The organism is Nitrobacter winogradskyi Nb-255 (genome assembly GCF_000012725.1).
GTDB lineage: Bacteria > Pseudomonadota > Alphaproteobacteria > Rhizobiales > Xanthobacteraceae > Nitrobacter > Nitrobacter winogradskyi.
Genome location: NC_007406.1, coordinates 366,573 through 389,360 on the forward strand (window position 1 = coordinate 366,573; position 22,788 = coordinate 389,360).

A 22,788-nucleotide genomic window follows, 5' to 3' on the forward strand; every position below is an offset into this window, starting at 1 on the left:
GTCAGGCGTCGGGCGCTGGACGGAGCCGCATGATCAGGAATTCGGCAGGGGGTAGATGATGGCGACAAAACGTGCGGCTCGAATGACGAGCGCGCCGTCCGAAGCTCTCTCGGAATCGCCTTTCTATATTCCGATGACCGGGCCGTCGGCGCGTCCGCGCCGCACGCTTAAACACGATGACACCTTCGTCGTGCTGGACAGCCATGGTGATATCGGCGCTTCGGCGGGAGGCCCGGACGGGCTGTTCAATTCCGACACGCGATACCTCGCCCGGCTGGAGTTGCATCTCAACGACATGCAGCCGCTTCTGCTCGGCTCCAACCTGCGCAACGACAATTCCGGCCTCACGGTCGATCTCACCAATCCCGATATCTATGACGGCGACCGGATCGTATTTCATAAGGATACGATCCATATCGTGCGCACGACCTTTCTCTGGCGGGGAACGGCGTATCAGAGGATCGGTTTGCAGAATCACGGCGAGCAGACTGCAAGCATCGCCCTCTCCCTCCGATTCGACAATGATTTCGCCGACCTGTTCGAGGTTCGGGGCGAGCGCCGCGAGCGTCGCGGGACAGGCGCCAGCGAATTGGCAGATCCCGCCACCGTCGTTCTGTCCTACACTGGTGTCGACGACATCGTTCGGACCTCGCGCCTGCATTTCGCGCCACGGCCGACGCGGCTGACGGTCAACAGCGCGGTCTATCAGATCGATCTTCCCCCGCAGCAGACCACCGAAATCTTTCTCACCGTGTCCTGCAACAAGCCGGAGACGGAGAGGCCGGTTGCGTTCTACCGGGGCTTGCTGGCGCATCACCGTGAGATGCGGCGCGCCTGGTCTCATACGACGAGTATCGAAACCTCGAACGACGTCTTCAACGAGGTGTTGTGCCAGTCGATGGCCGATCTGAATATCCTGATGACGCAGACGCCGCAGGGCCGCTATCCCTATGCCGGGATCCCCTGGTACTCGACCACGTTCGGGCGCGACGGCCTCATCACGGCCTTGCAGATGTTGTGGATCGACCCCGGCATCGCGCGCGGCGTTCTCCGGAGGCTTGCGGCCTTTCAGGCGAAAACCGTCGATCCTCTCGCGGATGCCGAGCCGGGAAAAATCCTTCACGAAATGCGCGGCGGCGAAATGGCGGCGCTGCGCGAAGTGCCTTTCGAACGCTACTACGGCAGCGTCGATTCCACGCCGCTGTTCGTGCTGCTCGCAGGGCTTTACGTCGAACGTACGGGCGACGAGTCGATCCTGAAAGAGCTATGGCCGGCGATCGAGGCCGCGCTCGGCTGGATCGATGGCCCCGGCGATCCGGATGGCGACGGCTTTGTCGAATATCGGCGCGCATCCGAGCAGGGGCTCGCCAATCAAGGCTGGAAGGACTCGTTCGACGCCATCTTCCATGCCGATGGCACGCTTGCCGAGGGCAATATCGCGCTTGCGGAGGTGCAAGGTTACGTCTTCGCCGCCAAGCGGGCGGCGGCGCGGTGCGCGCGCGCGCTAGGCCTGACCGATCGGGCCGGTGAACTGGATCGCGCCGCGGAGCGTCTGGCGCGCCGGTTCGAGGAGACGTTCTGGTTGCCGGATCTGGGGACCTACGCGCTGGCGCTGGACGGGGAAAAACGTCCCTGCCAAGTGCGGACGTCGAACGCCGGGCAATTGCTGTTCACCGGCATGGTCCGTGAAGATCGGGCGCGCCTGGTCGCCGCCGATCTGATGCGGCCTGCTTTCTTCACCGGATGGGGAATCCGCACCGTTGCTCTTGGGGAAGCGCGCTACAATCCGATGTCCTATCACAACGGCTCGATCTGGCCGCACGACAACGCGCTGATCGCGCTCGGGCTCGGGCGGTATGGCCTCAAGCACTCGGTGGAGCAGGTTTTCAAGGGGCTGTTCGATGCCGCTTCCTATATGGATTTGCGGCGGCTGCCGGAGCTGTTCTGCGGCTTCCGGCGTGAACCGCGGCGTGGGCCGACGCTTTATCCCGTCGCCTGTCTGCCGCAGGCATGGGCGAGCGCAACGCCGTTCACGCTGCTGGAAGCGGCGCTGGGCCTGGAGTTCGACCCCGCAAGGAGCGAGATCAGGCTGCGCAATCCACGGCTCCCGGCATTTCTCAACGAGATGATCCTGCGGCGTCTGCATCTTGGCGAATCCACCGTTGATCTGCGTCTGCGCCGGCATGATGAGGACGTGTCGGTTGAGGTGCTGCGGACGCAAGGCCACGTCCAGGTATCGATGGTGCTGTCCCGTTAGGGCATGATCCAGACCCGAAGAGCCGCTTCAGCGCAAAGTGGAAACCGGTTTTCGGATAAGATCATGCTCAAGGAAAAAGATAAGCGACGAGTCCCGTTCAACGCAGTTGAAACAGACTCTATAGCGTTTTCTTCACGCGAACCGGTGTTCATCCTCGTGACAAGCCCGAGGACATGCTTCGCTCGAAAACGCTATAGATAGGACGGTCATGGGCCGCGTCTCTCAAGCTCCTTGATCCGCGCCTCGTATTCTTCGGCAAGCTTGAGCAGGCGCTTTTCGGTGAACGGATCGGTTCCCTTTGCGAGGCGGCGGCAGCGTTCTGCCTGTTGCTTCAGAAACTCGATATCCATGACGTCATCAGCGTTATGAATTTCGTGGGATCAGTCGGCCTCAATGTTCGCGATCACAGCCGGCCGGAGAGCGGAACGAGACGGAGGCTCTGCATGAGCGCGTATGCCTAACCCGCGTCGGAGTCTTGCGTTCCTCGATCTTGCACAAGTAACCGCCCCATGCCTCGATGGCGGATCGGTCAGGGAGAGGAGGAGGCTGCTCCTGGAGCCTTTTCGCTTCTGACGGGATAAGAAGCGAGGCTCTCAGATCTTGGTTTAACGCGTTTTCTTCACGCGAACCGGTGTTCATCCTCGGGACAAGCCCGAGGATACGCTTCGCTCGAAAACGCTCTTAAAACTCCCCGCGCAGCCGTCCGGAGAACACATGCACAGGACCACGATCGGCGTTATAGCCAGGGTTCGTGATGAACTGATAGTCCGCCGTCAGGGTGACCCACCGGTTCAGCGCAAAGGCATAATACGTCTCCAGTATGCGCTCGCGGCGATAGTTGAGCCGGCCGTCGCCGATCAGAACGCTGAGGCCGCCGGCGGCGATGAAGTCGCGATGATCGCGTGACAGCGCGTTGATCGCGCCGCCGATGCCGATCGTATCCTCCGGCCGGCCCCAGCCTGTTCCCTTGATCGAGGTCCCGAGCGAGAGGCTGGCGTCGATGTCGGTGAACGCCATGATCTCGGTCCGGCCGTCATTCCAGCTCCAGCGGCCGAATAGCCCGATGTCGTCGGTGACGGCCTGCTCGACGTTGATGGCGTATCCGTACTTGATCCGGCCCATGCGGGTCCGCGAGATATCGAGATTGGCGGGATCGTTCAGCGCTTCACGATAGCTGCCCATGAAGGCGCTGTTGAGCCAGCCGAGGGAGCGGAGCCTGCCGGGCCGGCCGAACAGAGAGAAGCGTGTCTCCAGTTCCACCACATACTCGCCGCGCCGGAACACCTGGGTGTCGAAACTGTCGGCGTTCGATTCCGAATTCATCAGGAAATAGCCGCCGCGCAGCGCCCACTGTTTCTGATTGAGTTCGGCAGTCACGCCGTAGGTCAACCCGAGCCTGTCGGCGGCATAGTCGAAGGCGCCCGGCGCCCACAGTGACCAATTCATGAAATCAGCGCGGGTGTCCTTGGCATAAACGTTGCCGTCGAACATGTCGATGACCGCCATCTTGCCGGCTTGCAACGTCAGTCGCGAGATATCGGCCTTGCCCGCGATCTGCCCCGGATCGCTTGCCAGGTCTTCCTGCTCTCCGCCGAAACCGAAGGTCTGGCGCACGAACAGCCGCGAGGTGTTGTAGCGCGGATAGGGGAAGTTGGATTTTTGCGCCTCGCCGCTCGGAAAGCCCGCGACGCCGACGGTGTCGCTGAGGCCGAAACCCTGAAGCAGTTCGGGATTGTAGTAGACTTCACCGCCGTCCCAGAGGCGTGCGTTCAGAAACAGCGCGTTGCTCCACGTCGCCTGATGCTGTGCGGCCGGGCTCAGGCTGTTGGGGCCGCTGTAGGGCGCGCGGAAGGACGGATACCCCTGTCCGAGATAGACGGTCTGGCCGTGAACCTCCCAGCGGTCGGATTCCAGGCCGGCCGGCGGCTCCGCCGGGCCCGTGCCCGGCAATGATCCGCCGAGCCTGCGGTTGAGGCCGACGCGGATCGATTGAAAGTTCATGGTCGCGGCATATTGCGCGGCCGACGGAAACTGAACGCCCGTTCCCTCGAATTGATAGTGGAGGTATTCAAGCCGCGCGCTCCAGTATGGCGCGAAGGCGTATTCAAGCCCCGCGCCGGCGACCCAGCCGAAGCGGGCATCCAGCATCTTCTCCTGATCGCCCGAGGGAAGATCGTTCAGATAGCGGTCGCCGGCGAAGGCGAGGCCGCCGGTGGCGTAGGCAAGCCAGGGACCCGCGGCATAGCCGAACCGCGCGCGCGCCGTTCCGATGAAATCCCATTGGTGCGTGATGTCGGAACGCGCTGTCGCGAGCCCTGAGACGAACGAATTGGACTCGATGTAGCTCGGAAACGAGACGTCGGCTTCAAGGCCGAGCAGCAGCCCCGACGGCAGCCGGACATTGTAGCCGGCCTGAATGCCGCCGATCAGTCCGCCGAACACGTTGCGGCCGGCGGCCGGTGCGGGATCGAAGAGTGTCGCGGCCGATCGGCCGCCACCAAATCCGGCGTGGCCGCCGACATAAAAGCCGGACCAGTCGATGGCGGTCAGGGGGCGCGCTTTCCTGACCGCGGGAAAGTCCGCCGCCTGCGCGAACCCGTTCTGCGCCAGCAGGCTCGCCGCAAGGCCGGCGAGGGCGCATGTCGCCCGCTTCAACGCCTGCGCCGGCTGGATTTGCCGAGGCCTGTTTGATCGAATCCCTTTCACCGGGCGCTCCAGTCAGACCGGCGCTTATCCGCAAGGATTAGCCTGGCGAGGCCGTCGTTTCCCTGGCGGGACACCTGATTTGCGCCAGTCGTTAAGTGATCCAGAGGCAACGCCATCCGCCCAGAAATCCCATCCGGCTATGACAGAGGTGCGACAGGACGTTTGCGCGCGGCAACGCGGGAGACGGAAGAACACCGGCGAACCTGTGACCGATTATTTTGATCATGCTCAAGTGCGACCGCCCGGACCGCCTGTCAACGCCGCCGGGTCGAACCTCGCCACGTCCGCCAGCAACTCGCAGAACGCGCGGGCGCCGTGCGCGAGCAGCCGCTCTCCCTTCTCCGCGGAGGCCTGCGTCGCGTCGCCGGCGGCCCCGCTGGGATGAAGGTCCTGAGCCTGCCATGCGAAAGGCGCGGGCCGTTGTGTGCCGAGCCAGCGATAGGTTTTCTCGATCGCAATGCTTGCGGGGCTGAAATCGGCTATGCGGTCGCTGCGGACCCGGTCCGGGTAGCGGGCCAGCATGATCGAGGTTTCGACCGCGCCGCCGTGAACGCCGTGGCGCAGCTCCTGCGCATCGAACAGGCCGTCGGGCACGCCGAAGCGCGCCCACGCCGTGGTGACCGCGAGCATCCGATGCCGCGCGCGCAAGTCCTGCGCCACCATCGACATCGCGGCGCTGTTGCCGCCATGGCTGGATACCATGACGATCTTTCTGATTCCGCGCCGCGCGGCCTCTTCGCCGAGCGCGGTCCAGGCCCTGAGCGCCGCCTCGTTGGACAGCGTCCGGGTGCCCGGAAAATCCATGTGCTCCGTGGAAATGCCGATCGGCTGCACCGGCAGGAAAGTCGCCGGGATCTCCTGCGGCAGCCATTCGCGGACCTTGGCGAGGTAAGCCTCCGCGATCAGCACGTCGGTGGTGAGTGGCAGATGCGGTCCGTGCTGCTCGGTGGCCGCCAGCGGCAGCACCGCGATCCAGTTTGCAGCGGCTTCGGGTGCAACGCCGGGCCAATCGATGGCCAGCCAGTCGAAGGGGGGCGTTGGGATCATTTCGCGCGGCGTTTCATTGAACGGGAATGCAGGTTATAGCGTTGTTTCAAGCGGCATGGACACCGTTTCGCGCCAAGGCGCGTTCAAATCAAAGCCATAATGCCCGCTTCATGGGCCAGAACGATCGAGGAGCCGAAGGATGAGCCTTGCCTTTTTGCTGCGAAGACTGACCGTCGCAATCGGGCTTGCGCTTGGCGTCGCCTCATCCGCCGCGGCCGAACCGGCGCTGGACAGGGTCTCCTTTGGCACCAACTGGGTGGCGGAGGGTGAGCACGGCGGTTTCTTTCAAGCCCTGGCCGACGGCACCTACAGAAAATTCGGTCTCGACGTGACCATCGTTCCGGGCGGCCCGAATGTGAACAACCGGGTTCTGCTGATCGCCGGCAAGCTCGACTTCTTCATGACCGCGAACACCCTTCAGTCGTTCGATGCGGTCGCCAACAACGTGCCGGTCGTGGCGGTGGCCGCGATGTTCCAGAAGGACCCGCAGGTTTTTCTCGCCCACCCGGAATCGAAGGTGACAACGATCGAGGACCTGAAGCCGCTTAATCTGTTCATCTCCAAGGAAGGCATCGCAAGCTACTTCCAGTGGCTCAAGTCCGAGTATGGATTCAGCGCCGGGAAGATCAGGCCTTACACGTTCAACGCGCAGCCTTTTCTGGCCGACAAGAAAAGCGCGATGCAGGGCTACGTGACATCCGAACCGTTCGCGGTGGAACGGCAGGCCGGCTTCAAGCCGACCGTGATCCTGCTCGCGGATGCCGGGTTCAATCCGTACTCGACCCTGATCGAGACACGCCGCGATCTGGTCGAGACCAAACAGGATCTGGTGCAGCGGTTCGTTGATGCCTCGATCATCGGCTGGTACACCTACCTCTACGGCGACAACACCGCCGGCAACGCCATGATCAAGAAGCTCAATCCCGAAATGACCGACGACCTTCTGGCGTATTCGGTGGCGAAGATGAAAGAGCACGGCATCGTCGACTCGGGCGACTCCTTGCGCGACGGCATCGGCGCCATGACCGATGTGCGTTATGCTGGTCTGTTCGACCAGATGGTGCGGGCCGGCGTGGTGCGACGGGATCTCGATTACCGCAAGGCATACACCCTGCAATTCGTGAACAAGGGTGTCGGTCTGGATTTGCGACCCAGGAACTTGCAGATCAAGTGACGGAAGCCGCGTTACATGATCGATCACGCAATAGCGTCCTACCCATCCGGCGTGGGCCCGCGCGCCGGCGACGCGGTGAGCCTGAAAGGCGTTACCAAACGCTATGACCGCGGCGTCGTGGCTTTGGGACCTGTCGATTTCAATGTCCGCAAGGGCGATTTCGTGTCGCTGCTTGGGCCGTCCGGCTGCGGGAAATCGACCGCGCTGCGGATCATCGCCGGATTGAGCGAGCCGACGTCCGGCAGGGTTCAGCTTGCCGGCGGCGGGCGCTCCATCGGCTTCGTGTTTCAGGAGCCGACGCTGATGCCGTGGGCGACCGTGCGCGACAACGTGGCGCTGCCGTTGAAGCTTTCGCGCCCGCGGCGGGCCGACATCGGCGATCGGGTCGAGGTTGCGCTGGCGAGGGTGGGGCTGGCGGAGTTCGCCGCCGCCTACCCGCGCCAACTGTCCGGCGGAATGAAGATGCGGGTCTCGCTTGCCCGCGCGCTCGTCACCGATCCGGACGTTCTTCTGATGGACGAGCCGTTCGCGGCGCTTGACGAGATCACCCGTTTCCATCTCAACAACGATCTGCTCGCGTTGTGGCGCGGCTTGCGCAAGACCGTCATCTTCGTGACCCATTCCGTGTTCGAGTCGGTCTACCTCTCCCGCCGCGTCGTCGTGATGACGCCGCGTCCGGGCCGCATCTGCGCTGAATACGCCATCGACACCGCCGAGCCGCGGCGTGAGGATTTCAGGACCTCGGCGGAGTACGCCGCGTATTGCCGCGAGGTGTCGTCCGCGTTGTCCCGGGCCGTGGCTGGAAGAGCGCGGCGATGACGTCACCATCCCCGCCTGCGCCGACCGGCAGCGAGGCATCGGCGCGCGATTCGCTGAGGCCGGCGGTGCGTGTGCTGCTGCCGCTCGCGGTGTTGGGCGTCGGCGTTCTCGCGTGGGACGCGCTCGTGCGCTTCAAGGACATTCCGCCCTATGTGCTGCCGGGCCCGGGCCTGGTGGCGGCGACGCTGGTGCAGGACTGGCCGATCCTGTGGCGCTCGCTGCTGACGACCCTGCTGACCACGATGGAGGGCTTTATCGCCGCCGCCATCGGCGGCGTCGCGCTCGCGCTGCTGTTCAACCAGTCGAAATGGCTGGAGCAGGCGCTGTTGCCCTATGCGATCATCCTGCAGGTCACGCCGGTGATCGCGATTGCGCCGCTGCTTCTGATCTACCTGCCGCAGCAGACGGCGGTTGTGGTTTGCGCCTGGATCGTGGCCTTCTTTCCGGTGCTGTCGAACACCACGCTCGGCCTCAATTCGGTGGATCGCAATCTCGCCGGGCTGTTCCGGCTTTATGGCGCATCGCGGATGCAGACGCTGCGTTATCTGAAGCTGCCGGCCGCTCTGCCGTACATTCTCGGCGGATTACGCATCGCCGGCGGCTTGTCGCTGATCGGCGCGGTGGTTGCTGAAATCGCGGCCGGTTCGGCTGGCGCCGGCTCGGGCCTCGCCTACCGGATCGCGGAGTCAGGCTACCGGCTCAACATTCCCCGCATGTTCGCGGCGCTGCTGTTGCTCTCGGTGGCGGGCATTGTCATTTATATGTGCCTCGCGGCAGTATCGCATCTGATGCTGCGGCGCTGGCATGAAAGCGCGCTCGGGAAGGAAAAATGATGGCCGCGCCTGTCTTTGCGGACAACGTCGATGGCGGCGCGTCCGTGTTGCGGAAACGGAGAGCCGTCCTGGTCGCCGCCGCGCTGCTGATGTCCTGCGGACCAGCCCTATCGCAGGATTCACCCGCCCTGAAAAAGAACATGATCGGGCAATGGGAGCTGTCCACGACCGAGCGCAGCAGGACCTGCGTGGTGACGCTCAAGGGCGAGACGGCGCCGCAAGGTCTTAAGCTCGACCTCGAGCCGGGCTGTGTGGCGTCATTGCCGTTCACGAAGGACATTGCAGCCTGGACCGTCGCGGGCCTCGATATCGTGCGCTTGCAGACCGCGACCGGAGAGTCGGTGATCGATTTCACCGAAGTCGAGAGCGGGATTCTCGAAGGCCGGCGGGAGAATGATGGCATTTACATCCTGCAAAATCTCGCAGAGGCCCGCTCGCTCGCCCGCTCGATGGACCAGATGATTGGCGACTGGGCCTTCGTTCGAAGCAACGGTCAGCCGATCTGCGGCATCACGCTGACCAATACCGAAGCCCCGCCTGACAGCTTCCAGGCCTTCCTTAAACCCAAATGCGATCCGGCGATCGCGGGATTCAAGCCGGAGGTTTGGCGTCTCGATCGCGGTGAGATCCTGCTGATGTCGGCGGGCGGCGAGACCTGGCACTTCCAGGCCGACGACAATGCGCAGTGGCGGCTGGTTCCCGACAGCGCCAATCCGCTGATTCTCATTCGGCGGTAATCCTGAAGCCGTTTCCGTTCCGATGGAATCAGAACGAGGCCCCGGATTCCCATCAGAAGCGAAAAGGCTCTACATCAGCCGCAGCCCCTTCAGGCTGGAATGACCGTTCTTGCCGACGATGATGTGATCGTGCACGGAAATACCGAGCGGCGACGAAATGTCGACGATCGATTTGGTCATCTGAATGTCGGCTTGCGATGGCGTCGGATCGCCGGAGGGATGGTTGTGCACCATGATGATCGCGGTCGCCGATAGTTCGAGCGCGCGCTTGACGACTTCGCGCGGATAGACCGGCGTGTGATCGATGGTGCCGACCTGCTGCACCTCGTCGGCGATCAGCTGGTTGCGTTTGTCGAGGAACAGGATGCGGAACTGTTCCTTGTCGGCGAACGCCATCGAAGTCCGGCAATAGTCGATCACCGCGGTCCATGACGACAGCACGGTCCGCTGCTTCAACTGTCCCTTGGCGACGCGGCTTGCGGTCGCCGCGATCAGCTTGATCTCGATGATCGCGGCCTCGCCGAGCCCGCTGATCTCGCGGAGCCGGGCGTCGGGCGCATGAACCACCTCGGCGAATGATCCGAATCGGCCGATCAGGGATTTGGCCAGCGGTTTGACGTCGCGGCGGGGTAACGCGCGAAACAGCACCATTTCGAGTAATTCGTAGTCGCTGAGCGCGTCAGGCCCGGCGTCCCGGAAGCGTTCCCGCAGCCGTTCGCGATGGCCGTGATAGTGCGGCGCTTCGGCAAATCCTGAAGGGTTGTCGGCGTTGGCGGGCATCGGATGGAGCAAACCATTCCTGGTGGTCCGATTCCGGTTCTAACATTCGCGTCCCGTTTCAGCGAGCCTTCTTGCGAATGTCAGGATCGAAGGGACCCCAAATATAAGCTGCCGGTGGAGGTTTGAATCTGACATTTGCGCCCGGGACGCGCCGGCGCGGGCGCGAATGTCGAAGTCACTCCACTCGTTTCCACAACCTTGCCGTGGCTCGCGGTATTTGCAACCCCCATTCGGGACGGCGCGTGACGAAAGCGTACGCGATCCGCGCGATCTGCTGTCCGGCTCGAGGTTCAGCCTTCTCAGGTGGGCTTGTCGAGTTGACGCGGCGACAGCGTGAAGATCTCAACCCCCGTCTGGGTCACGCCGACCGAATGCTCGAACTGCGCCGACAGCGAACGATCGCGGGTGACGGCGGTCCAGCCGTCGGACAGGATTTTCACATGCGGTTTGCCGAGGTTGATCATCGGCTCGATGGTAAAGAACATTCCGGGCCTGAGCCGCACGCCGTCGCCGGGCCGTCCGACATGGATGATGTTCGGTTCATCGTGGAATATGCGGCCGAGCCCGTGGCCGCAGAAATCGCGGACGACGCTCATGCCCTGGGGCTCGACGAAACTCTGGATGGCGTGACCGATATCGCCGGTGGTCGCGCCGGGCTTGACCGCCGCGATGCCGCGCATCATCGCTTCATAGGTTATATCGATCAGCCGCTCGGCCTTGCGTGCGATCGGGCCGACCGGATACATGCGGCTGGAATCGCCGTACCAGCCGTCGACGATCAACGTGACGTCCACGTTGACGATATCGCCCTCTCTCAGGACGCGATCGCCGGGCATCCCGTGACAGACGACGTGATTGACCGAGGTGCAGGTTGAGTAGCGATAGCCGCGATACATCAGCGTCGCCGGATAGGCGCCGTGACTGAAGGCGAACTCACGAACGAGATCGTCGATCTGCGAGGTGAGGACGCCGGGTTTCACGAAATCGGCGAGTTCGTCGAGACAGCGCGCCGTCAGGGCTCCGGCGTTGCGCATTCCGGCGAAACCGCTCGGGCCGTGCAGCTTGATCTGTCCGGTCTTTCGCAGGGGGGTTTCGGAGGCTTCGACGTAACTCATCAACTGATCTGAATCCGGATGAACGAAAGTTGCTGCCTCCTAATCTAATGGATGGCGCTGCCAGCGCAAGCTGAAGCCTTCATGCGGCGCGGCCAGGTGCCGACGTCGCGGCCTGGCGCACAAATAAGGCCGACCGGCAGAAAATCGATTGGCGCGCTGCGGCACCGGCGATAAGGATGAAAGCGCTCGTGTTTACCGCTTCGGACCTCTGATGGCATCCCTGGATTCGGTCAGTCTGGCCATCCTGCTTGGCGCGATTCTGGTCATGGCCGGAATTCTGTCGAGCCTGCTGGCGTTGCGGTTTGGCGCTCCCTTGCTGCTCGTCTTTCTGTTCATAGGCATGTTGGCGGGTGATTCCGGGCCCGGCGGCCTGTCATTCAGCGACGTCCAGAACACCTATCTCGTGGGGTCGGCCGCGCTGGCGCTGATCCTGTTCGACGGCGGTCTGAAGACCCGGTTCCAGAGCATCCGCACGGTGCTGGCGCCCTCGATGGTGCTCGCCACGCTGGGCGTGCTGCTGACCGCACTGGTCACGGCGCCGGTCGCCAGATATGCGCTCGATCTCAACTGGACCGAGGCGCTGCTGATCGGCGCGGTCGTCGCCTCCACCGACGCGGCCGCGGTGTTCCTGCTGGTCCACGCGCAAGGGCTGCGGCTGCGTCCGCGGGTTGGCGCGACGCTGGAGGCGGAGTCCGGCACCAACGACCCCTTCGCGGTGTTTCTCACGCTGATGCTGGTCGAGTTGATCTCGGTCGGCGACAGTTCGGTCTGGCATGTGGTGATCGAGTTTCTCCGGGAGTCCATGCTGGGCGGCATTGTCGGTGTGATCGGCGGACGGCTCGTGGTCGTCGCCCTGAATCGGGTGGCGCTTCCCCAGGGGTTGCATGCGCCGTTCGTCACGACCGCGGCGCTCGTGATTTTCGGGGTGGCGCAGATATTTCATGCATCGGGATTTCTCGCGGTCTATCTCGCGGGAATCATCATCGGCAATCGTCCGACGCGCGCGCACAGTTCGGTGGTGACGTTCCTCGACGCCGCGACCTGGCTGGCGCAGATCGTGATGTTCGTGTTGCTCGGCTTGCTGGTCTCGCCGTACCGCCTGATGGACAGCGCGCTTCCGGCGGTGCTCGTCGCGTTCGTGCTGATGCTGGTGGCGCGGCCGCTCGCGGTCTTTTTATGTCTCGCGCCGTTTCCCTTTAACTGGCGGGAAAAGCTGTTCATTGCCTGGACCGGGCTGCGGGGGGCGGTTGCGATCTTTCTTGCCTCGATTCCGATGCTGGTCGGCCTGTCGAAGGCGTATCTGTATTTCGACGTCGCGTTCGTCGTGGTGATCATCTCGCTTTTGCTGCAGGGCTGGACGCTTGCTCCGGCCGCCCGGCGACTGCATGTGGCGTTGCCGCGGGCCGACCGGGGGCCGCGCCGCGTCGAACTCGATTTGCCGGGACAGCTCGAACAACAGTTGGTCGGCTATGCGGTACGACCGACAAGCCTGTTTCTTCGGCGCGGGCTGATTCCGTCGTGGTCGAAGCCGACGCTCGTGATTCGCAACGAGAAAATCCTGACGCCCGCTGAGGCCGAACCGATCGAAGCGGGAGACTATCTCTATCTGCTGGCGCCGCCGGAAAAGGCCGAGGCCCTCGACCGCTTTTTTGTCGATATGCAGCCGATGGCGTCGCCGGACCCGCATCTGCTGGGCGACTTCCTGGTCTCCGGCGAAACCAGCCTTGGCGACATCGCGCAGATCTACGGCGTTTCCGTCGATCCGGCCGCAGCGGAGCTGACGCTGGCGGATTATTTCGATGTCCATCTCGATCGCGCGCCGAAAGAGGGGGCGACCCTGCCGCTTGACGCCATCGTCCTCGTCGCGCGTAACATCAGCCAGGGCCGCGTCAACGCAGTCGGACTCCGTTTGCCACAAGACGAGGAAAAACGGCCGGCGCCGTCCAGAATGGGTACATTGAAGCAGAAAGCGGCGAAGGCCTGGTCGGCGGTTGCAGGGACCTGACCACGCACGGGCAGTTCGGGTTAAGCGGGCAGGACCTCGGGCCCGCCGAACGCCGCGACCCGGCCGCGCTTGAGCATCACGATGTGCGAAGCGAGCTGGCGCAGTTCATCCGGGTCATGGCTGACATAAACCATCGGCACGCCGGCTTCGTCGCGCAGCCGCGTCAGGTAGGGCAGGATTTCCGCCTTCCGGTCTTCATCCAGCGATCCCAGTGGTTCATCCAGCAACAGCAGCCGGGGCTGCGCCAGCAACGCGCGGCCAAGCGCCACCCGTTGCCGCTCGCCTCCGGAAAGCTGGCCCGGCCGGCGATCGAGCAGGTGGCCGATATTGAGCATTTCGCTGAGGCGCTTCTCCTGCGCGTCATCTCTGGTCAGCCGGTTCATCCGCCGTCCGTAGTCGAGGTTCCGCCGCACGTCGAAATGCGGAAACAGCCGCGCATCCTGAAAGACATAACCGATGCGGCGGCGATGAACGGCGACGTGGAAGCGTCGCGTGGTGTCGTCGAGCGCTTCGCCATCGACCGAGATGACGCCGCGATCCGGGGTCATGAGCCCCGCGATCATGCTGACTAGCGATGTCTTGCCCGAGCCCGACGGTCCGAACAGTCCGGTGACGCGTCCTTCGCTCGCAAACGCGACATCGACCGAGAACTGGCCAAGCTGTTTCGAAACCTCGACGCGCAGCATGGTCAGATTCCGTGCAGGCGCCGTGTGGCGCGCCGGGTGAACACCTCGGAGGCGATCAGCGCCGCCATGGACATGGCGATCGATATGATGACCAACCGCATCCCCGCGGCGTCCCCGTCGGGGGTCTGGATTAGCGAATAGATCGCCGAGGAAATCGTCTGGGTTTCGCCGGGAATATTGGAGACGAAGGTGATGGTCGCGCCGAATTCGCCGATCGCCTTGGCGAAGCCAAGCACCATGCCCGCCAGAATGCCGGGCAGCGCCAGCGGCAATGTCACCGTGGCGAAGACCTTCCATGGCGAGGCCCCGAGCGTGCTGGCGGCCTGTTCCAGCCGCCGGTCGATGGCCTCGATCGACAGCCGGATCGGCCGCACCAATAGCGGAAACGACATCACGCCGCAGGCAAGCGCCGCGCCGGTCCAGCGAAAGGCGAACACGATTCCGAGGTGATCGTCGAGCCAGCCTCCGACCAGCCCGCGCTTGCCGAAAGTCAGAAGCAGCAGATAGCCGGTGACGACGGGGGGCAGCACCAGCGGCAGATGAACGGCGGCATCGACAATCGATTTGCCCCAGAATTCGTAGCGCGCAAGGGCCCACGCCAGCGCGATGGCGATCGGCGTCGCCACCAGCGTTGCAACCACTCCCACCTTGAGCGAGAGTAGCACCGCCATCCATTCAGGGGTCGAGATATCAAACATGAGGTCTCGGAGCTGTTGCCTGGCTATTATCTGGGACTCGGAACGCGTGAAGCGCCGTTGCGGCAAAGACGAAACGACCCGGCCATCCCACGGGAACGCCGGGCTGCTTTATGTCATGCGCCGAACGCACGAGCCGATCTCGTTGCGAACCAGCTTTGATCGGCACCGCTCAGGTCGTGGGATCGACCAGAAACGTAAAGCCGTGTTTCTCGAAGATCGCCTTGGCTTCCGAACCGCGCAAGAAGGCGAGATAATCCGCGGTATCCTTATGTGCGGTTGAAGTCGCCGCCACGGGATAGATGATCGCCGGGTGCGAGGACGCCGGGAAGGTGCCGACAACCTTCACGCCGGGTTCGACCCTGGCGTCGGTGGAATAGACGATGCCGAGCACAGCCTCGTTGCGCGCGACCAGCGCCAGCGCCGCGCGAACATTCTCCGCCATCGCCACTTTCGGTTCCACCGCCGTCCACGCGCCGAGTTTTTCCAGCGCCGCCTTGGCGTATTTGCCGACAGGCACCGCCTTAACGTCGCCGGTCGCGATCTTGCCGTCGCCGGCGAGCTGGGCGAGATCGAAGCCCTGATCGATGGTGACGTTGTCGATCTTTGAATCCTTCGGCGCGATCAGCACGATGCTGTTGCCGAGCAGGTTGACGCGGGTCGGCTCATTGATGGCTTTCTTGCTATTCACATAATCCATCCAGGCGACGTCAGCGGACACGTATACGTCCGCAGGCGCGCCCTGCTCGATCTGCTTGGCCAGCGCGGAACTCGCCGCGTAGCTGGCGGTGATCTTGACGCCGGTCTTGGCGGCGTAGGCGTAGTCCACCTCATCGAGCGCGTTTTTCAGAGAAGCCGCGGCGAATACGGTCAGCGTTCTGGCCTGCGCGGCGGGCGGCGTCGTGGCCTGAGGCCTTGCATCCTTGGCGGAGGCCGGCAGAGCGAAGGTGGCACCAACCAGCAATGCCGCGAGCAATGAACGTGTGACGGATTTCATATGACGCTCCAGACCGATCCCGCGCGAATGTCCGCGCAGGTTGTGAGGGATTGACAGGACGATCGACGGAAGCGCCGTTCCAGGATTTCCAGCGGGCTTACGGCCGGCCGGAAAGATCGCTCGGCGACAATATCAGCCGAGCGATATATACGTAAAGAGCTTGCGGTCGCCGGTTTTGTGTCGCTCCCTGCTACTGGCGGGCGTCCGGCGCCGCCAGAACCTGACGGCAGGCCGTGGGCAGTTGCGACAATGTGATCGGGGGCTTCGGCTTCGGCGGCGTCTTCGGCGGTTTCGGATGCAGCACGGCGTCGCTGAACCAATAGGCCAGATCCTGCGCGCCGCATCCCTCTGCCGGCCCCGGCGGAGGCTGGGATTCGCACTGCGGGCTGCCCGGCGGACACTTGATGCGAATGTGGAAGTGATAGTCGTGGCCGTACATCGGGCGAACCTTCGAGAGCCAGCTGCGATCGCCCTTCGCTTCGCGGCAGAGCGCCTTCTTGATCGCGGCGTTGACGAAAATGCGCTCGACCGATGGTTCCCTGGCCGCGGCGCGGATGACACCGAGGTGGCTCGGCGTCCAGGCGCGGGGATCGATATCCAGACGGTCGCGGCGCACCATCATGACCGCCGACATCTCCTCGCGCTCGTTGCGCGACAACAGCCGGTTCGGCATTGGCGTGAGCCAGACGTCGGCATCGAGTCCGATCTGGTGGCTGGCATGACCGGTGAGCATCGGACCGCCGCGCGGCTGGGCCATGTCGCCGATGAGAAGCCCCGGCCATCCGGCGTCCCTGCGCGCCTTCGCCGACACCCGTTCAAGCAGCGCCACCATGGCCGGATGCGCCCAGTTGCGGTTGCGCGACAGGCGCATCACCTGCCAGGTCGGCCCGGTGACCGGCAGCGCCTCGGCCCCGGCAATGCAGCCCCGCGCGTAAAAGCCGATCACGTAAGGCGCTCCGGCGGCAGGCAACGTCTTGCGGCCGAACAGTTGCTTGGCGGCCAATGCGGGATCATCGGGATTGGCCAGCGGCGGCAGCGGCTTCGGGTGCAGCGTTCCTTTATCTTGCGCGACCGCGCTCGGCACCAATGCGCCGATCGGGGCGGCGAGCCCGAAGAACAGAAGCAGGGGGAGAATCGCGCGGATGTTCATGAGCGGCGATTCTATAGCGTTTTCGCGGCGCCGCGACCACAATGGCTGATGGTGGTTCCGCCGCGCCGGCATGACGGCCGCAGCCTGCTGCATTGATAGCGGACGGAAGCGTGGCCTCCTGAGGCTCTGTTATCGCTTGCCGGCGGCTTTCCTCGTCGGAGAGCGCTTTACGGCATTGCGCTTGCGGGTCGCAGCCCCCTTTTTCGCCGCTCGCGACCGATCGGCCGCCGAACGGGCGGCCGAAGCCTTGCCGCCGAGCTTGCCGCCGCGTTTTGATGAGACGTTCGTGGTCTTGCGGCCGCGGCCCGATCCGCTCTTCTTGCCGCCGCCGCTTTCCTTGTTGACGGTGGCCCACGCCCGGCGCTCGGCCTCCTCCTTCTTCACGCCGCGCTTCTCGTATCCTTCCTCGATGTGTTCGGCCTTGCGTTTCTGCTTGCCTGTATAGGCTGACTTGTCACCGCGGGGCATGATGCCTCTCCGACTGCGTTTCGATGGAAACGAAACGTTGCGCCGTTGCGAGGGTTCCTGCAGTCGTGCTGCGGGCCGTAAGCCTGACTTGAAGCGTCAGTTATCGACCTTCAGGGCGGCGATGAAGGCTTCCTGCGGAATATCGACCTTGCCGAACTGCCGCATCTTCTTCTTGCCTTCCTTCTGCTTCTCCAGAAGCTTTCTCTTGCGGCTGACATCGCCGCCGTAGCACTTCGCGGTGACATCCTTGCGCAGCGCGCGCACCGTCTCGCGCGCGATCACCTTGCCGCCGATCGCCGCCTGGATCGGAATCTGGAACATGTGCGGCGGGATCAGTTCTTTCATCTTCTCGACCATGGCGCGGCCGCGGCCTTCGGCGCGGGTGCGATGCACCAGCATGGACAGCGCATCGACCGGCTCGCCGTTGACGAGGATCTGCATCTTCACGAGATCGGCCGGCTTGTAGTCGGTGAGATGATAATCGAACGAGGCGTAGCCCTTGGAGACGGACTTGAGCCGGTCGTAGAAGTCGAACACGACCTCGTTGAGGGGCAGGTCGTATTTCGCCATCGCCCGCGCGCCGACATAGGTGAGTTCCTTCTGCACGCCGCGGCGGTCCTGACACAGCTTCAGCACGCTGCCGAGATACTCGTCGGGCGTGAGGATGGTGGCCTCGATCCACGGCTCCTGGATCTCGGCGATTTTCACCACGTCGGGCATGTCGATCGGATTGTGGATCTCGATCTCCACGCCGTCCGTCAGCCTCATCCTGTAGATGACGCTCGGAGCGGTGGCGATCAGGTTGAGATCGAACTCGCGGGAGAGCCGTTCCTGGACGATCTCAAGATGCAGCAGACCGAGGAAACCGCAGCGGAAGCCGAAGCCTAGCGCGGCGGAGGTTTCCATTTCGAACGAGAAGCTGGCGTCGTTGAGACGCAGCTTGCCCATCGCCGCGCGCAGCGTCTCGAAATCGTCGGCGTCTACGGGAAACAGGCCGCAGAACACCACGGGAATCGCGGGCTTGAAGCCGGGCAGCATCTCCGTCACCGGCTTGCGATCGTCGGTGATGGTGTCGCCGACGCGGGTGTCCGCGACTTCCTTGATGGCGGCTGTGATGAAGCCGATCTCGCCGGGGCCGAGTTCGTCGACCTGCTGCATTTTTGGCGTGAAGAAGCCGACGCGCTCGACATCGTAAGCCGCGCTCGTGCCGATCATGCGGATGCGGCTGCCTTTCCTGAGCGCGCCGTCGATGACGCGGATCAGCACGACCACGCCGAGATAGACGTCGTACCAGCTATCGACCAGCAACGCCTTCAGCGTGGCGTCGCGGTCGCCTTTCGGCGGCGGCAGCCGGGTGACGATGGCTTCCAGCACATCGGGCACGCCAAGGCCGGTCTTGGCCGAAATCATCACCGCGTCGGAGGCGTCGATTCCGATCACGTCCTCGATCTGCTGTTTCACCTTGTCCGGCTCGGCGGCGGGCAGGTCGACCTTGTTGAGGACGGGCACGATCTCATGGTTGTTGTCGAGCGCCTGGTAGACGTTGGCGAGTGTCTGCGCTTCCACGCCCTGGCTCGCATCCACCACCAGCAGCGAACCCTCACAAGCCGCGAGCGAGCGCGAAACCTCGTAGGCGAAATCGACGTGACCGGGCGTGTCCATCAGGTTGAAGACGTAGTCCTTGCCGTCCTTGGCGCGGTACTTCAGACGCACCGTCTGCGCCTTGATCGTGATGCCGCGCTCGCGCTCGATGTCCATCGAATCGAGCACCTGCTCCTTGCCCGCCATTTCCCGATCGCTCAGGCCGCCGGTCATCTGGATCAGGCGGTCGGCCAGCGTCGACTTCCCATGATCAATATGGGCGACGATGGAGAAGTTGCGGATGTTGGCTATGGGAGAGGTCGTCATGGGCGCGGGATAGCACCGGCCGAAACGGCGGGCAAGCAAGCGTCAACCCCGGGAAACGCTTTCTGACGGCGGCGCGAGGCGAGGCGGACCGAGGATCACTCGTCCTCGTCGAATCTGTTGCCGATGAGGTCGGCGATCGCAGCGATCGCCGCCTCGGCTTCCGGACCGGTTGCGGATACGGTGATCGTCGTTCCGATGCCCGCGGACAGCATCATCAATCCCATGATCGAATTGCCGCCGACCGTCTCGCCGTTGCGGGTGACGCTGACGTCGGCCTCGAAACGTTCGACCATCTGCACGAATTTCGCGGACGCCCTTGCATGAAGGCCGCGCTTGTTGACGATCGGCATGTCGCAGGAGATCGTGCCGGGGGCAGATGCGCCGTCCACCGTCGGTGCGGCTTCGTCGTCCGGCTGCCCGGTCATTTCCCGGCGAGCACCCGGCTGGCGATCGTCACGTACTTACGCCCGGCCTCCTGCGCCATCGCGATGGCGTCGGGCAGCGTGCGCTCCTCGCGCACCTTGGCGAGCTTCACCAGCATCGGAAGGTTGATTCCCGCGAGCACCTCGACCTTGGGCCGGCTCATGCAGGAGATCGCGAGGTTCGAAGGCGTGCCGCCGAACATGTCGGTCAGGATCGCGACGCCGTCGCCGCTGTCCACCCGGTTGACGGCTTCGATGATATCGCTCCGGCACAGGTCGGCATCATCGTCGGCGCCGATGGTAATGGCTTCGATTTGCTTTTGCGGGCCCATTACGTGTTCGAGCGCGGCCTTGAATTCGTCGGCGAGGCGCCCGTGGGTCACAAGTACCAGACCAATCATTGACAACTCCTCGCGGGTGCTTTTGGTGCACCGCACGAACGGGTCACTTTGACCATCCGGAGCCCTCACGCAAGAGGGCGTCGAGGTTTTTTCCCTGAAAAGCGTCCCCAGGCTTGACGGTCTGCTCCGTGGCAATCGTGATATCTATATGGTTATCCGGATTTCTTCCGGCAATCGGTCGCCGGTCGCCAGTCGGTGCAACCTTGGATAGTCGTCAGCGCCGCGATGGCGATCGGGAGTGGCGGAAAGCCGGAAGCAACCGGGATTCGCGCCAGTTCGACCTCCAGAATGGTGGTTCGCAGCGCGTTCGGCGGCGGCAGGCGCTCTGCGTCGGGCGCATCGAGATCGATCACGAGGCCGACCGGCGCCTCCGCGACAAAAGCGCACCGGCGAATTCCGAGCCCGCGGATTTCCAGCATTCCTTCGAGTTCAGACGGCGGCCTGACGAGAAGTCCGTTGCGGAACGGAGTTACGAAGAGGCGGTCATCACCGACCAGTGTTGTTTCGGGGAGTTGGCCGCCGCGGCCGGCGAGGATGAGGTCGAAGGCAAGGCGCGACTTTCCGGCGCCCGAGGGGCCGCGGATCAGCACGGCTTGCTCCCCCACCAGGACCGCCGAGCCATGGATCGTTGGACCGATCGTCGTACCGGACGACCCGGTCATGTGGCGGGAAGCCGGACGATGAAACGCGCGCCGGCGATCCGGGTGTCGCCATGGGTATCGGTCGGTCCGGGGCGGTTCTCAGCCCAGATACGTCCGCGATGGGCTTCGATGATCTGCTTGGAAATCGAAAGGCCAAGCCCGGAGTTCTGACCGAAACCCTGGTGGGGACGGTCGGTGTAGAAGCGCTCGAATACGCGCTCCAGCGCGTCGGGGCGAATGCCCGGACCGTCGTCGTCCACCACGATCTCGATTTCGGATTTCAGGCGGCGGCATAGAATCCGCACGCGGCCGCCGGGTTTCGAGAACGATTGCGCGTTGGTCAGGAGATTGGAAATCACCTGCCCCAGTCGCAGGTCATGTCCCGGCACCGAGAAGCCATCGCTGGCGCCGCCTTCAAAGCGGACGTCGACGCTGATGTCGCGGCCGAGTCTGGTTTCATTGGCGACCGATGTCAGCGTGGTCAAAAGACGCCGGATATCGACGGGCGCTTCGTCCTGCCGTTGCAACTCGGCGTCGAGCCGGCTGGCGTCGGATATGTCGGAGATCAGGCGATCAAGCCGGCGGACATCGTGGTCGATCACCTCCAAGAGCCGGCCGCGGCTGGCCTCGGTCTTCGCAAGCGGCAGGGTCTCCACCGCGGAGCGCAGCGAGGTGAGGGGATTCTTCAGTTCATGCGAGACGTCGGCCGCGAAAGTCTCGATCGCCTCGATGCGGTTGTAGAGCGCGTCGGTCATGTCGCGCAGCGCGCCGGACAGGTGGCCGATTTCGTCGCGGCGGCGGGTGAAGTCGGGAATCTCGATGCGCGTCTTGATCCGGCGCCGAACACGCTCCGCACCGTCCGCGAGTCGCCGCACCGGTCCGGCGATGGTGCTGGCGAGCAGCAGCGACAGCACGATCATGACGATCATGGCGACGCCGAATACTTTCAGGATCGCCAGCCGCTCGGCCATGACCATCTGATCGATGTCGTCGCCTTGCGTGGACAGCATCAGCGAGCCGAAAATGGTGGAGCGCGGGCGCTCGACCGGAACGGCCACCGAGACGATGATCTCGCCCCGATCGTTGATGCGCACCATGCTGGACTTCTCGCCCCTCAACGACTGCGCAACCTCCTGATAGCCGTTGCCGTTTTCGGGTCCGAGTTCACGATAGAGCGGAAGATCGCCGCGGTTGAGCCAGGTGCGGATCGCGATCGTGGTGCGTTCGATGAAACCCGGCTTGACGTCGGTGGGCGGCGGCAGTTCGAATCGGATGACGTCGCCGCGGCGAAAAAGGCTGCGGCTGTCGAGAATCAGCACGCCGTCGCGATCATAGATGCGCGCGCGGGTCTTGGTCGGAGAGATCAGCCGCCGCAGCACGGGAGCGACGCGCTCGGGATTGATCGGAAAGTCCAGCCCTGAAATTTCGTCCGGCGCGCCGTAGCTCTCGCCGGGCTTGAGATCGAGCAGGCGGTCCGGGTCGATCGTGATCGTGTTGGTTTCGACCGTGGCCGAGGCGGCGATGGCGCTTGCGATGATCTCGCCCTGCACCAGCAGACTTTGCGCGCGCGCATCGATCAGGCCGGCGCGGAACTGCGAAAGATAGAGGATGCTGGCGACCAGCGCGATCAGGCCGGCCAGATTCAGCGATACGATGCGGCGGGTCAGGCTCGAAAAACTGAGCGTGAAAAGAAACTGCCCCGCGCGCCTCAGCCATTCAAGCGGCCGTCGCCAGTACGGTGTCCGTTCGACCTGATCGACGGGACTTTCGGCATCGGCAGGACTTTCCGACGCGAGGACCTGCGAGGTGTCCTCGGCGTCGGGATCAAGATCAGGCTGCGTTCGATCCAGCAATGACTGAAACTGCCTGGTTGCACCAAATCATGATCGCCGTCATTCCCGCATATCGCTTCGCGACTGGCGCTGCGGTCAGGACGACGACGGTTCG

General features: G+C 63.7%; 21 protein-coding genes. 6 read left to right on the forward strand and 15 right to left on the reverse strand.

Annotated features, from left to right (window positions below):
* Positions 1–55: 55 nt before the first annotated feature.
* On the forward strand, positions 56–2,257 hold the full coding sequence (locus NWI_RS01715) for an amylo-alpha-1,6-glucosidase (RefSeq protein ID WP_011313660.1): 2,202 nt from the start codon (positions 56–58) through the stop codon (positions 2,255–2,257).
* A 206-nt stretch (positions 2,258–2,463) separates the two neighbouring features.
* On the opposite strand, the gene NWI_RS17820 is transcribed toward NWI_RS01715, so the two are convergent.
* The 3 genes from NWI_RS17820 to NWI_RS01725 all read right to left on the reverse strand — a co-directional run bounded on the left by NWI_RS17820 (position 2,464) and on the right by NWI_RS01725 (position 6,010).
* A complete protein-coding gene (locus NWI_RS17820; protein WP_187148007.1) occupies positions 2,464–2,607 on the reverse strand; it encodes a hypothetical protein in 144 nt (47 codons plus the stop codon).
* A gap of 331 nt (positions 2,608–2,938) precedes the next feature.
* Positions 2,939–4,930 (reverse strand): carbohydrate porin, encoded by a 1,992-nt coding sequence (locus NWI_RS01720; protein WP_049750606.1) that lies wholly within the window; start codon positions 4,928–4,930, stop codon positions 2,939–2,941.
* A gap of 261 nt (positions 4,931–5,191) precedes the next feature.
* Positions 5,192–6,010, reverse strand: coding sequence for a creatininase family protein (locus tag NWI_RS01725; RefSeq protein WP_011313662.1), 819 nt, complete (start codon positions 6,008–6,010; stop codon positions 5,192–5,194).
* Positions 6,011–6,149: 139 nt separating this feature from the next.
* Between NWI_RS01725 and NWI_RS01730 the strand changes: the two genes are divergently transcribed.
* From NWI_RS01730 to NWI_RS01745, 4 genes are read left to right on the forward strand one after another with little or no spacing between them, the layout of a single operon-like run.
* Positions 6,150–7,184, forward strand: coding sequence for an ABC transporter substrate-binding protein (locus NWI_RS01730; RefSeq protein ID WP_011313663.1), 1,035 nt, complete (start codon positions 6,150–6,152; stop codon positions 7,182–7,184).
* Between the two features lie 15 nt (positions 7,185–7,199).
* Positions 7,200–8,003, forward strand: coding sequence for an ABC transporter ATP-binding protein (locus NWI_RS01735; RefSeq protein ID WP_011313664.1), 804 nt, complete (start codon positions 7,200–7,202; stop codon positions 8,001–8,003).
* Positions 8,000–8,836 (forward strand): ABC transporter permease, encoded by an 837-nt coding sequence (locus NWI_RS01740; protein WP_011313665.1) that lies wholly within the window; start codon positions 8,000–8,002, stop codon positions 8,834–8,836. Before NWI_RS01735 ends, NWI_RS01740 begins: the two co-directional genes overlap by 4 nt.
* Positions 8,833–9,573, forward strand: a complete 741-nt coding sequence (locus tag NWI_RS01745) for an AprI/Inh family metalloprotease inhibitor (RefSeq protein WP_011313666.1) — start codon at positions 8,833–8,835, stop codon at positions 9,571–9,573. The genes NWI_RS01740 and NWI_RS01745 overlap by 4 nt, the downstream gene beginning before the upstream one ends.
* A 69-nt stretch (positions 9,574–9,642) precedes the next feature.
* Here NWI_RS01745 and radC read toward each other — a convergent pair whose 3' ends face one another.
* On the reverse strand, positions 9,643–10,353 hold the full coding sequence (radC, locus tag NWI_RS01750) for a RadC family protein (protein WP_011313667.1): 711 nt from the start codon (positions 10,351–10,353) through the stop codon (positions 9,643–9,645).
* 299 nt (positions 10,354–10,652) lie between these two features.
* The gene (map, locus tag NWI_RS01755) at positions 10,653–11,468 is read right to left on the reverse strand and encodes a type I methionyl aminopeptidase (RefSeq protein WP_011313668.1); all 816 of its coding nucleotides are present in this window, start codon (positions 11,466–11,468) and stop codon (positions 10,653–10,655) included.
* A 211-nt stretch (positions 11,469–11,679) separates the two neighbouring features.
* Here map and NWI_RS01760 point away from each other — a divergent pair, with 211 nt between their 5' ends.
* Positions 11,680–13,473 carry a potassium/proton antiporter gene (locus NWI_RS01760; protein WP_011313669.1) on the forward strand — a complete coding sequence of 598 codons (1,794 nt, stop codon included), beginning with the start codon at positions 11,680–11,682 and terminating at the stop codon, positions 13,471–13,473.
* A gap of 20 nt (positions 13,474–13,493) precedes the next feature.
* On the opposite strand, the gene modC is transcribed toward NWI_RS01760, so the two are convergent.
* The 10 genes from modC to NWI_RS01810 form a co-directional block, all read right to left on the reverse strand.
* The gene (modC, locus tag NWI_RS01765; RefSeq protein ID WP_011313670.1) at positions 13,494–14,159 is read right to left on the reverse strand and encodes a molybdenum ABC transporter ATP-binding protein; all 666 of its coding nucleotides are present in this window, start codon (positions 14,157–14,159) and stop codon (positions 13,494–13,496) included.
* 2 nt (positions 14,160–14,161) lie between these two features.
* On the reverse strand, positions 14,162–14,857 hold the full coding sequence (gene modB, locus NWI_RS01770) for a molybdate ABC transporter permease subunit (protein ID WP_041344654.1): 696 nt from the start codon (positions 14,855–14,857) through the stop codon (positions 14,162–14,164).
* Between the two features lie 169 nt (positions 14,858–15,026).
* Positions 15,027–15,851 carry a molybdate ABC transporter substrate-binding protein gene (gene modA / locus NWI_RS01775; protein ID WP_011313672.1) on the reverse strand — a complete coding sequence of 275 codons (825 nt, stop codon included), beginning with the start codon at positions 15,849–15,851 and terminating at the stop codon, positions 15,027–15,029.
* Positions 15,852–16,041: 190 nt separating this feature from the next.
* Complete coding sequence (mepA, locus tag NWI_RS01780) at positions 16,042–17,001, reverse strand: penicillin-insensitive murein endopeptidase (RefSeq protein WP_049750608.1); 960 nt, start codon at positions 16,999–17,001, stop codon at positions 16,042–16,044.
* 129 nt (positions 17,002–17,130) lie between these two features.
* Complete coding sequence (locus NWI_RS01785) at positions 17,131–17,469, reverse strand: hypothetical protein (protein WP_011313674.1); 339 nt, start codon at positions 17,467–17,469, stop codon at positions 17,131–17,133.
* A 96-nt stretch (positions 17,470–17,565) separates the two neighbouring features.
* Positions 17,566–19,377, reverse strand: coding sequence for a translation elongation factor 4 (lepA, locus tag NWI_RS01790; protein WP_011313675.1), 1,812 nt, complete (start codon positions 19,375–19,377; stop codon positions 17,566–17,568).
* Positions 19,378–19,472: 95 nt separating this feature from the next.
* Positions 19,473–19,802, reverse strand: coding sequence for an HPr family phosphocarrier protein (locus NWI_RS01795; RefSeq protein WP_011313676.1), 330 nt, complete (start codon positions 19,800–19,802; stop codon positions 19,473–19,475).
* The gene (locus NWI_RS01800) at positions 19,799–20,200 is read right to left on the reverse strand and encodes a PTS sugar transporter subunit IIA (RefSeq protein WP_011313677.1); all 402 of its coding nucleotides are present in this window, start codon (positions 20,198–20,200) and stop codon (positions 19,799–19,801) included. Before NWI_RS01800 ends, NWI_RS01795 begins: the two co-directional genes overlap by 4 nt.
* 152 nt (positions 20,201–20,352) lie before the next feature.
* A complete protein-coding gene (locus NWI_RS01805; protein WP_011313678.1) occupies positions 20,353–20,862 on the reverse strand; it encodes an HPr kinase/phosphorylase in 510 nt (169 codons plus the stop codon).
* Complete coding sequence (locus NWI_RS01810) at positions 20,859–22,694, reverse strand: sensor histidine kinase (RefSeq protein WP_011313679.1); 1,836 nt, start codon at positions 22,692–22,694, stop codon at positions 20,859–20,861. Before NWI_RS01810 ends, NWI_RS01805 begins: the two co-directional genes overlap by 4 nt.
* Positions 22,695–22,788 lie beyond the last annotated feature (94 nt).

Bases quoted from the DNA above. Each gene is read 5' to 3' on its own strand.
- mepA (WP_049750608.1), bottom strand. From the start codon at position 17,001: ATGAACATCCGCGCGATTCTCCCCCTGCTTCTGTTCTTCGGGCTCGCC.
- NWI_RS01800 (WP_011313677.1), bottom strand. From the start codon at position 20,200: ATGATTGGTCTGGTACTTGTGACCCACGGGCGCCTCGCCGACGAATTC.
- NWI_RS01735 (WP_011313664.1), top strand. From the start codon at position 7,200: ATGATCGATCACGCAATAGCGTCCTACCCATCCGGCGTGGGCCCGCGC.
- NWI_RS01725 (WP_011313662.1), bottom strand. From the start codon at position 6,010: ATGATCCCAACGCCCCCCTTCGACTGGCTGGCCATCGATTGGCCCGGC.
- NWI_RS01715 (WP_011313660.1), top strand. From the start codon at position 56: ATGATGGCGACAAAACGTGCGGCTCGAATGACGAGCGCGCCGTCCGAA.
- map (WP_011313668.1), bottom strand. From the start codon at position 11,468: ATGAGTTACGTCGAAGCCTCCGAAACCCCCCTGCGAAAGACCGGACAG.
- NWI_RS01740 (WP_011313665.1), top strand. From the start codon at position 8,000: ATGACGTCACCATCCCCGCCTGCGCCGACCGGCAGCGAGGCATCGGCG.
- NWI_RS17820 (WP_187148007.1), bottom strand. From the start codon at position 2,607: ATGGATATCGAGTTTCTGAAGCAACAGGCAGAACGCTGCCGCCGCCTC.
- lepA (WP_011313675.1), bottom strand. From the start codon at position 19,377: ATGACGACCTCTCCCATAGCCAACATCCGCAACTTCTCCATCGTCGCC.
- NWI_RS01785 (WP_011313674.1), bottom strand. From the start codon at position 17,469: ATGCCCCGCGGTGACAAGTCAGCCTATACAGGCAAGCAGAAACGCAAG.
- modC (WP_011313670.1), bottom strand. From the start codon at position 14,159: ATGCTGCGCGTCGAGGTTTCGAAACAGCTTGGCCAGTTCTCGGTCGAT.
- NWI_RS01805 (WP_011313678.1), bottom strand. From the start codon at position 20,862: ATGACCGGGTCGTCCGGTACGACGATCGGTCCAACGATCCATGGCTCG.
- NWI_RS01730 (WP_011313663.1), top strand. From the start codon at position 6,150: ATGAGCCTTGCCTTTTTGCTGCGAAGACTGACCGTCGCAATCGGGCTT.
- modB (WP_041344654.1), bottom strand. From the start codon at position 14,857: ATGTTTGATATCTCGACCCCTGAATGGATGGCGGTGCTACTCTCGCTC.
- radC (WP_011313667.1), bottom strand. From the start codon at position 10,353: ATGCCCGCCAACGCCGACAACCCTTCAGGATTTGCCGAAGCGCCGCAC.
- modA (WP_011313672.1), bottom strand. From the start codon at position 15,851: ATGAAATCCGTCACACGTTCATTGCTCGCGGCATTGCTGGTTGGTGCC.
- NWI_RS01795 (WP_011313676.1), bottom strand. From the start codon at position 19,802: ATGACCGGGCAGCCGGACGACGAAGCCGCACCGACGGTGGACGGCGCA.
- NWI_RS01760 (WP_011313669.1), top strand. From the start codon at position 11,680: ATGGCATCCCTGGATTCGGTCAGTCTGGCCATCCTGCTTGGCGCGATT.
- NWI_RS01745 (WP_011313666.1), top strand. From the start codon at position 8,833: ATGATGGCCGCGCCTGTCTTTGCGGACAACGTCGATGGCGGCGCGTCC.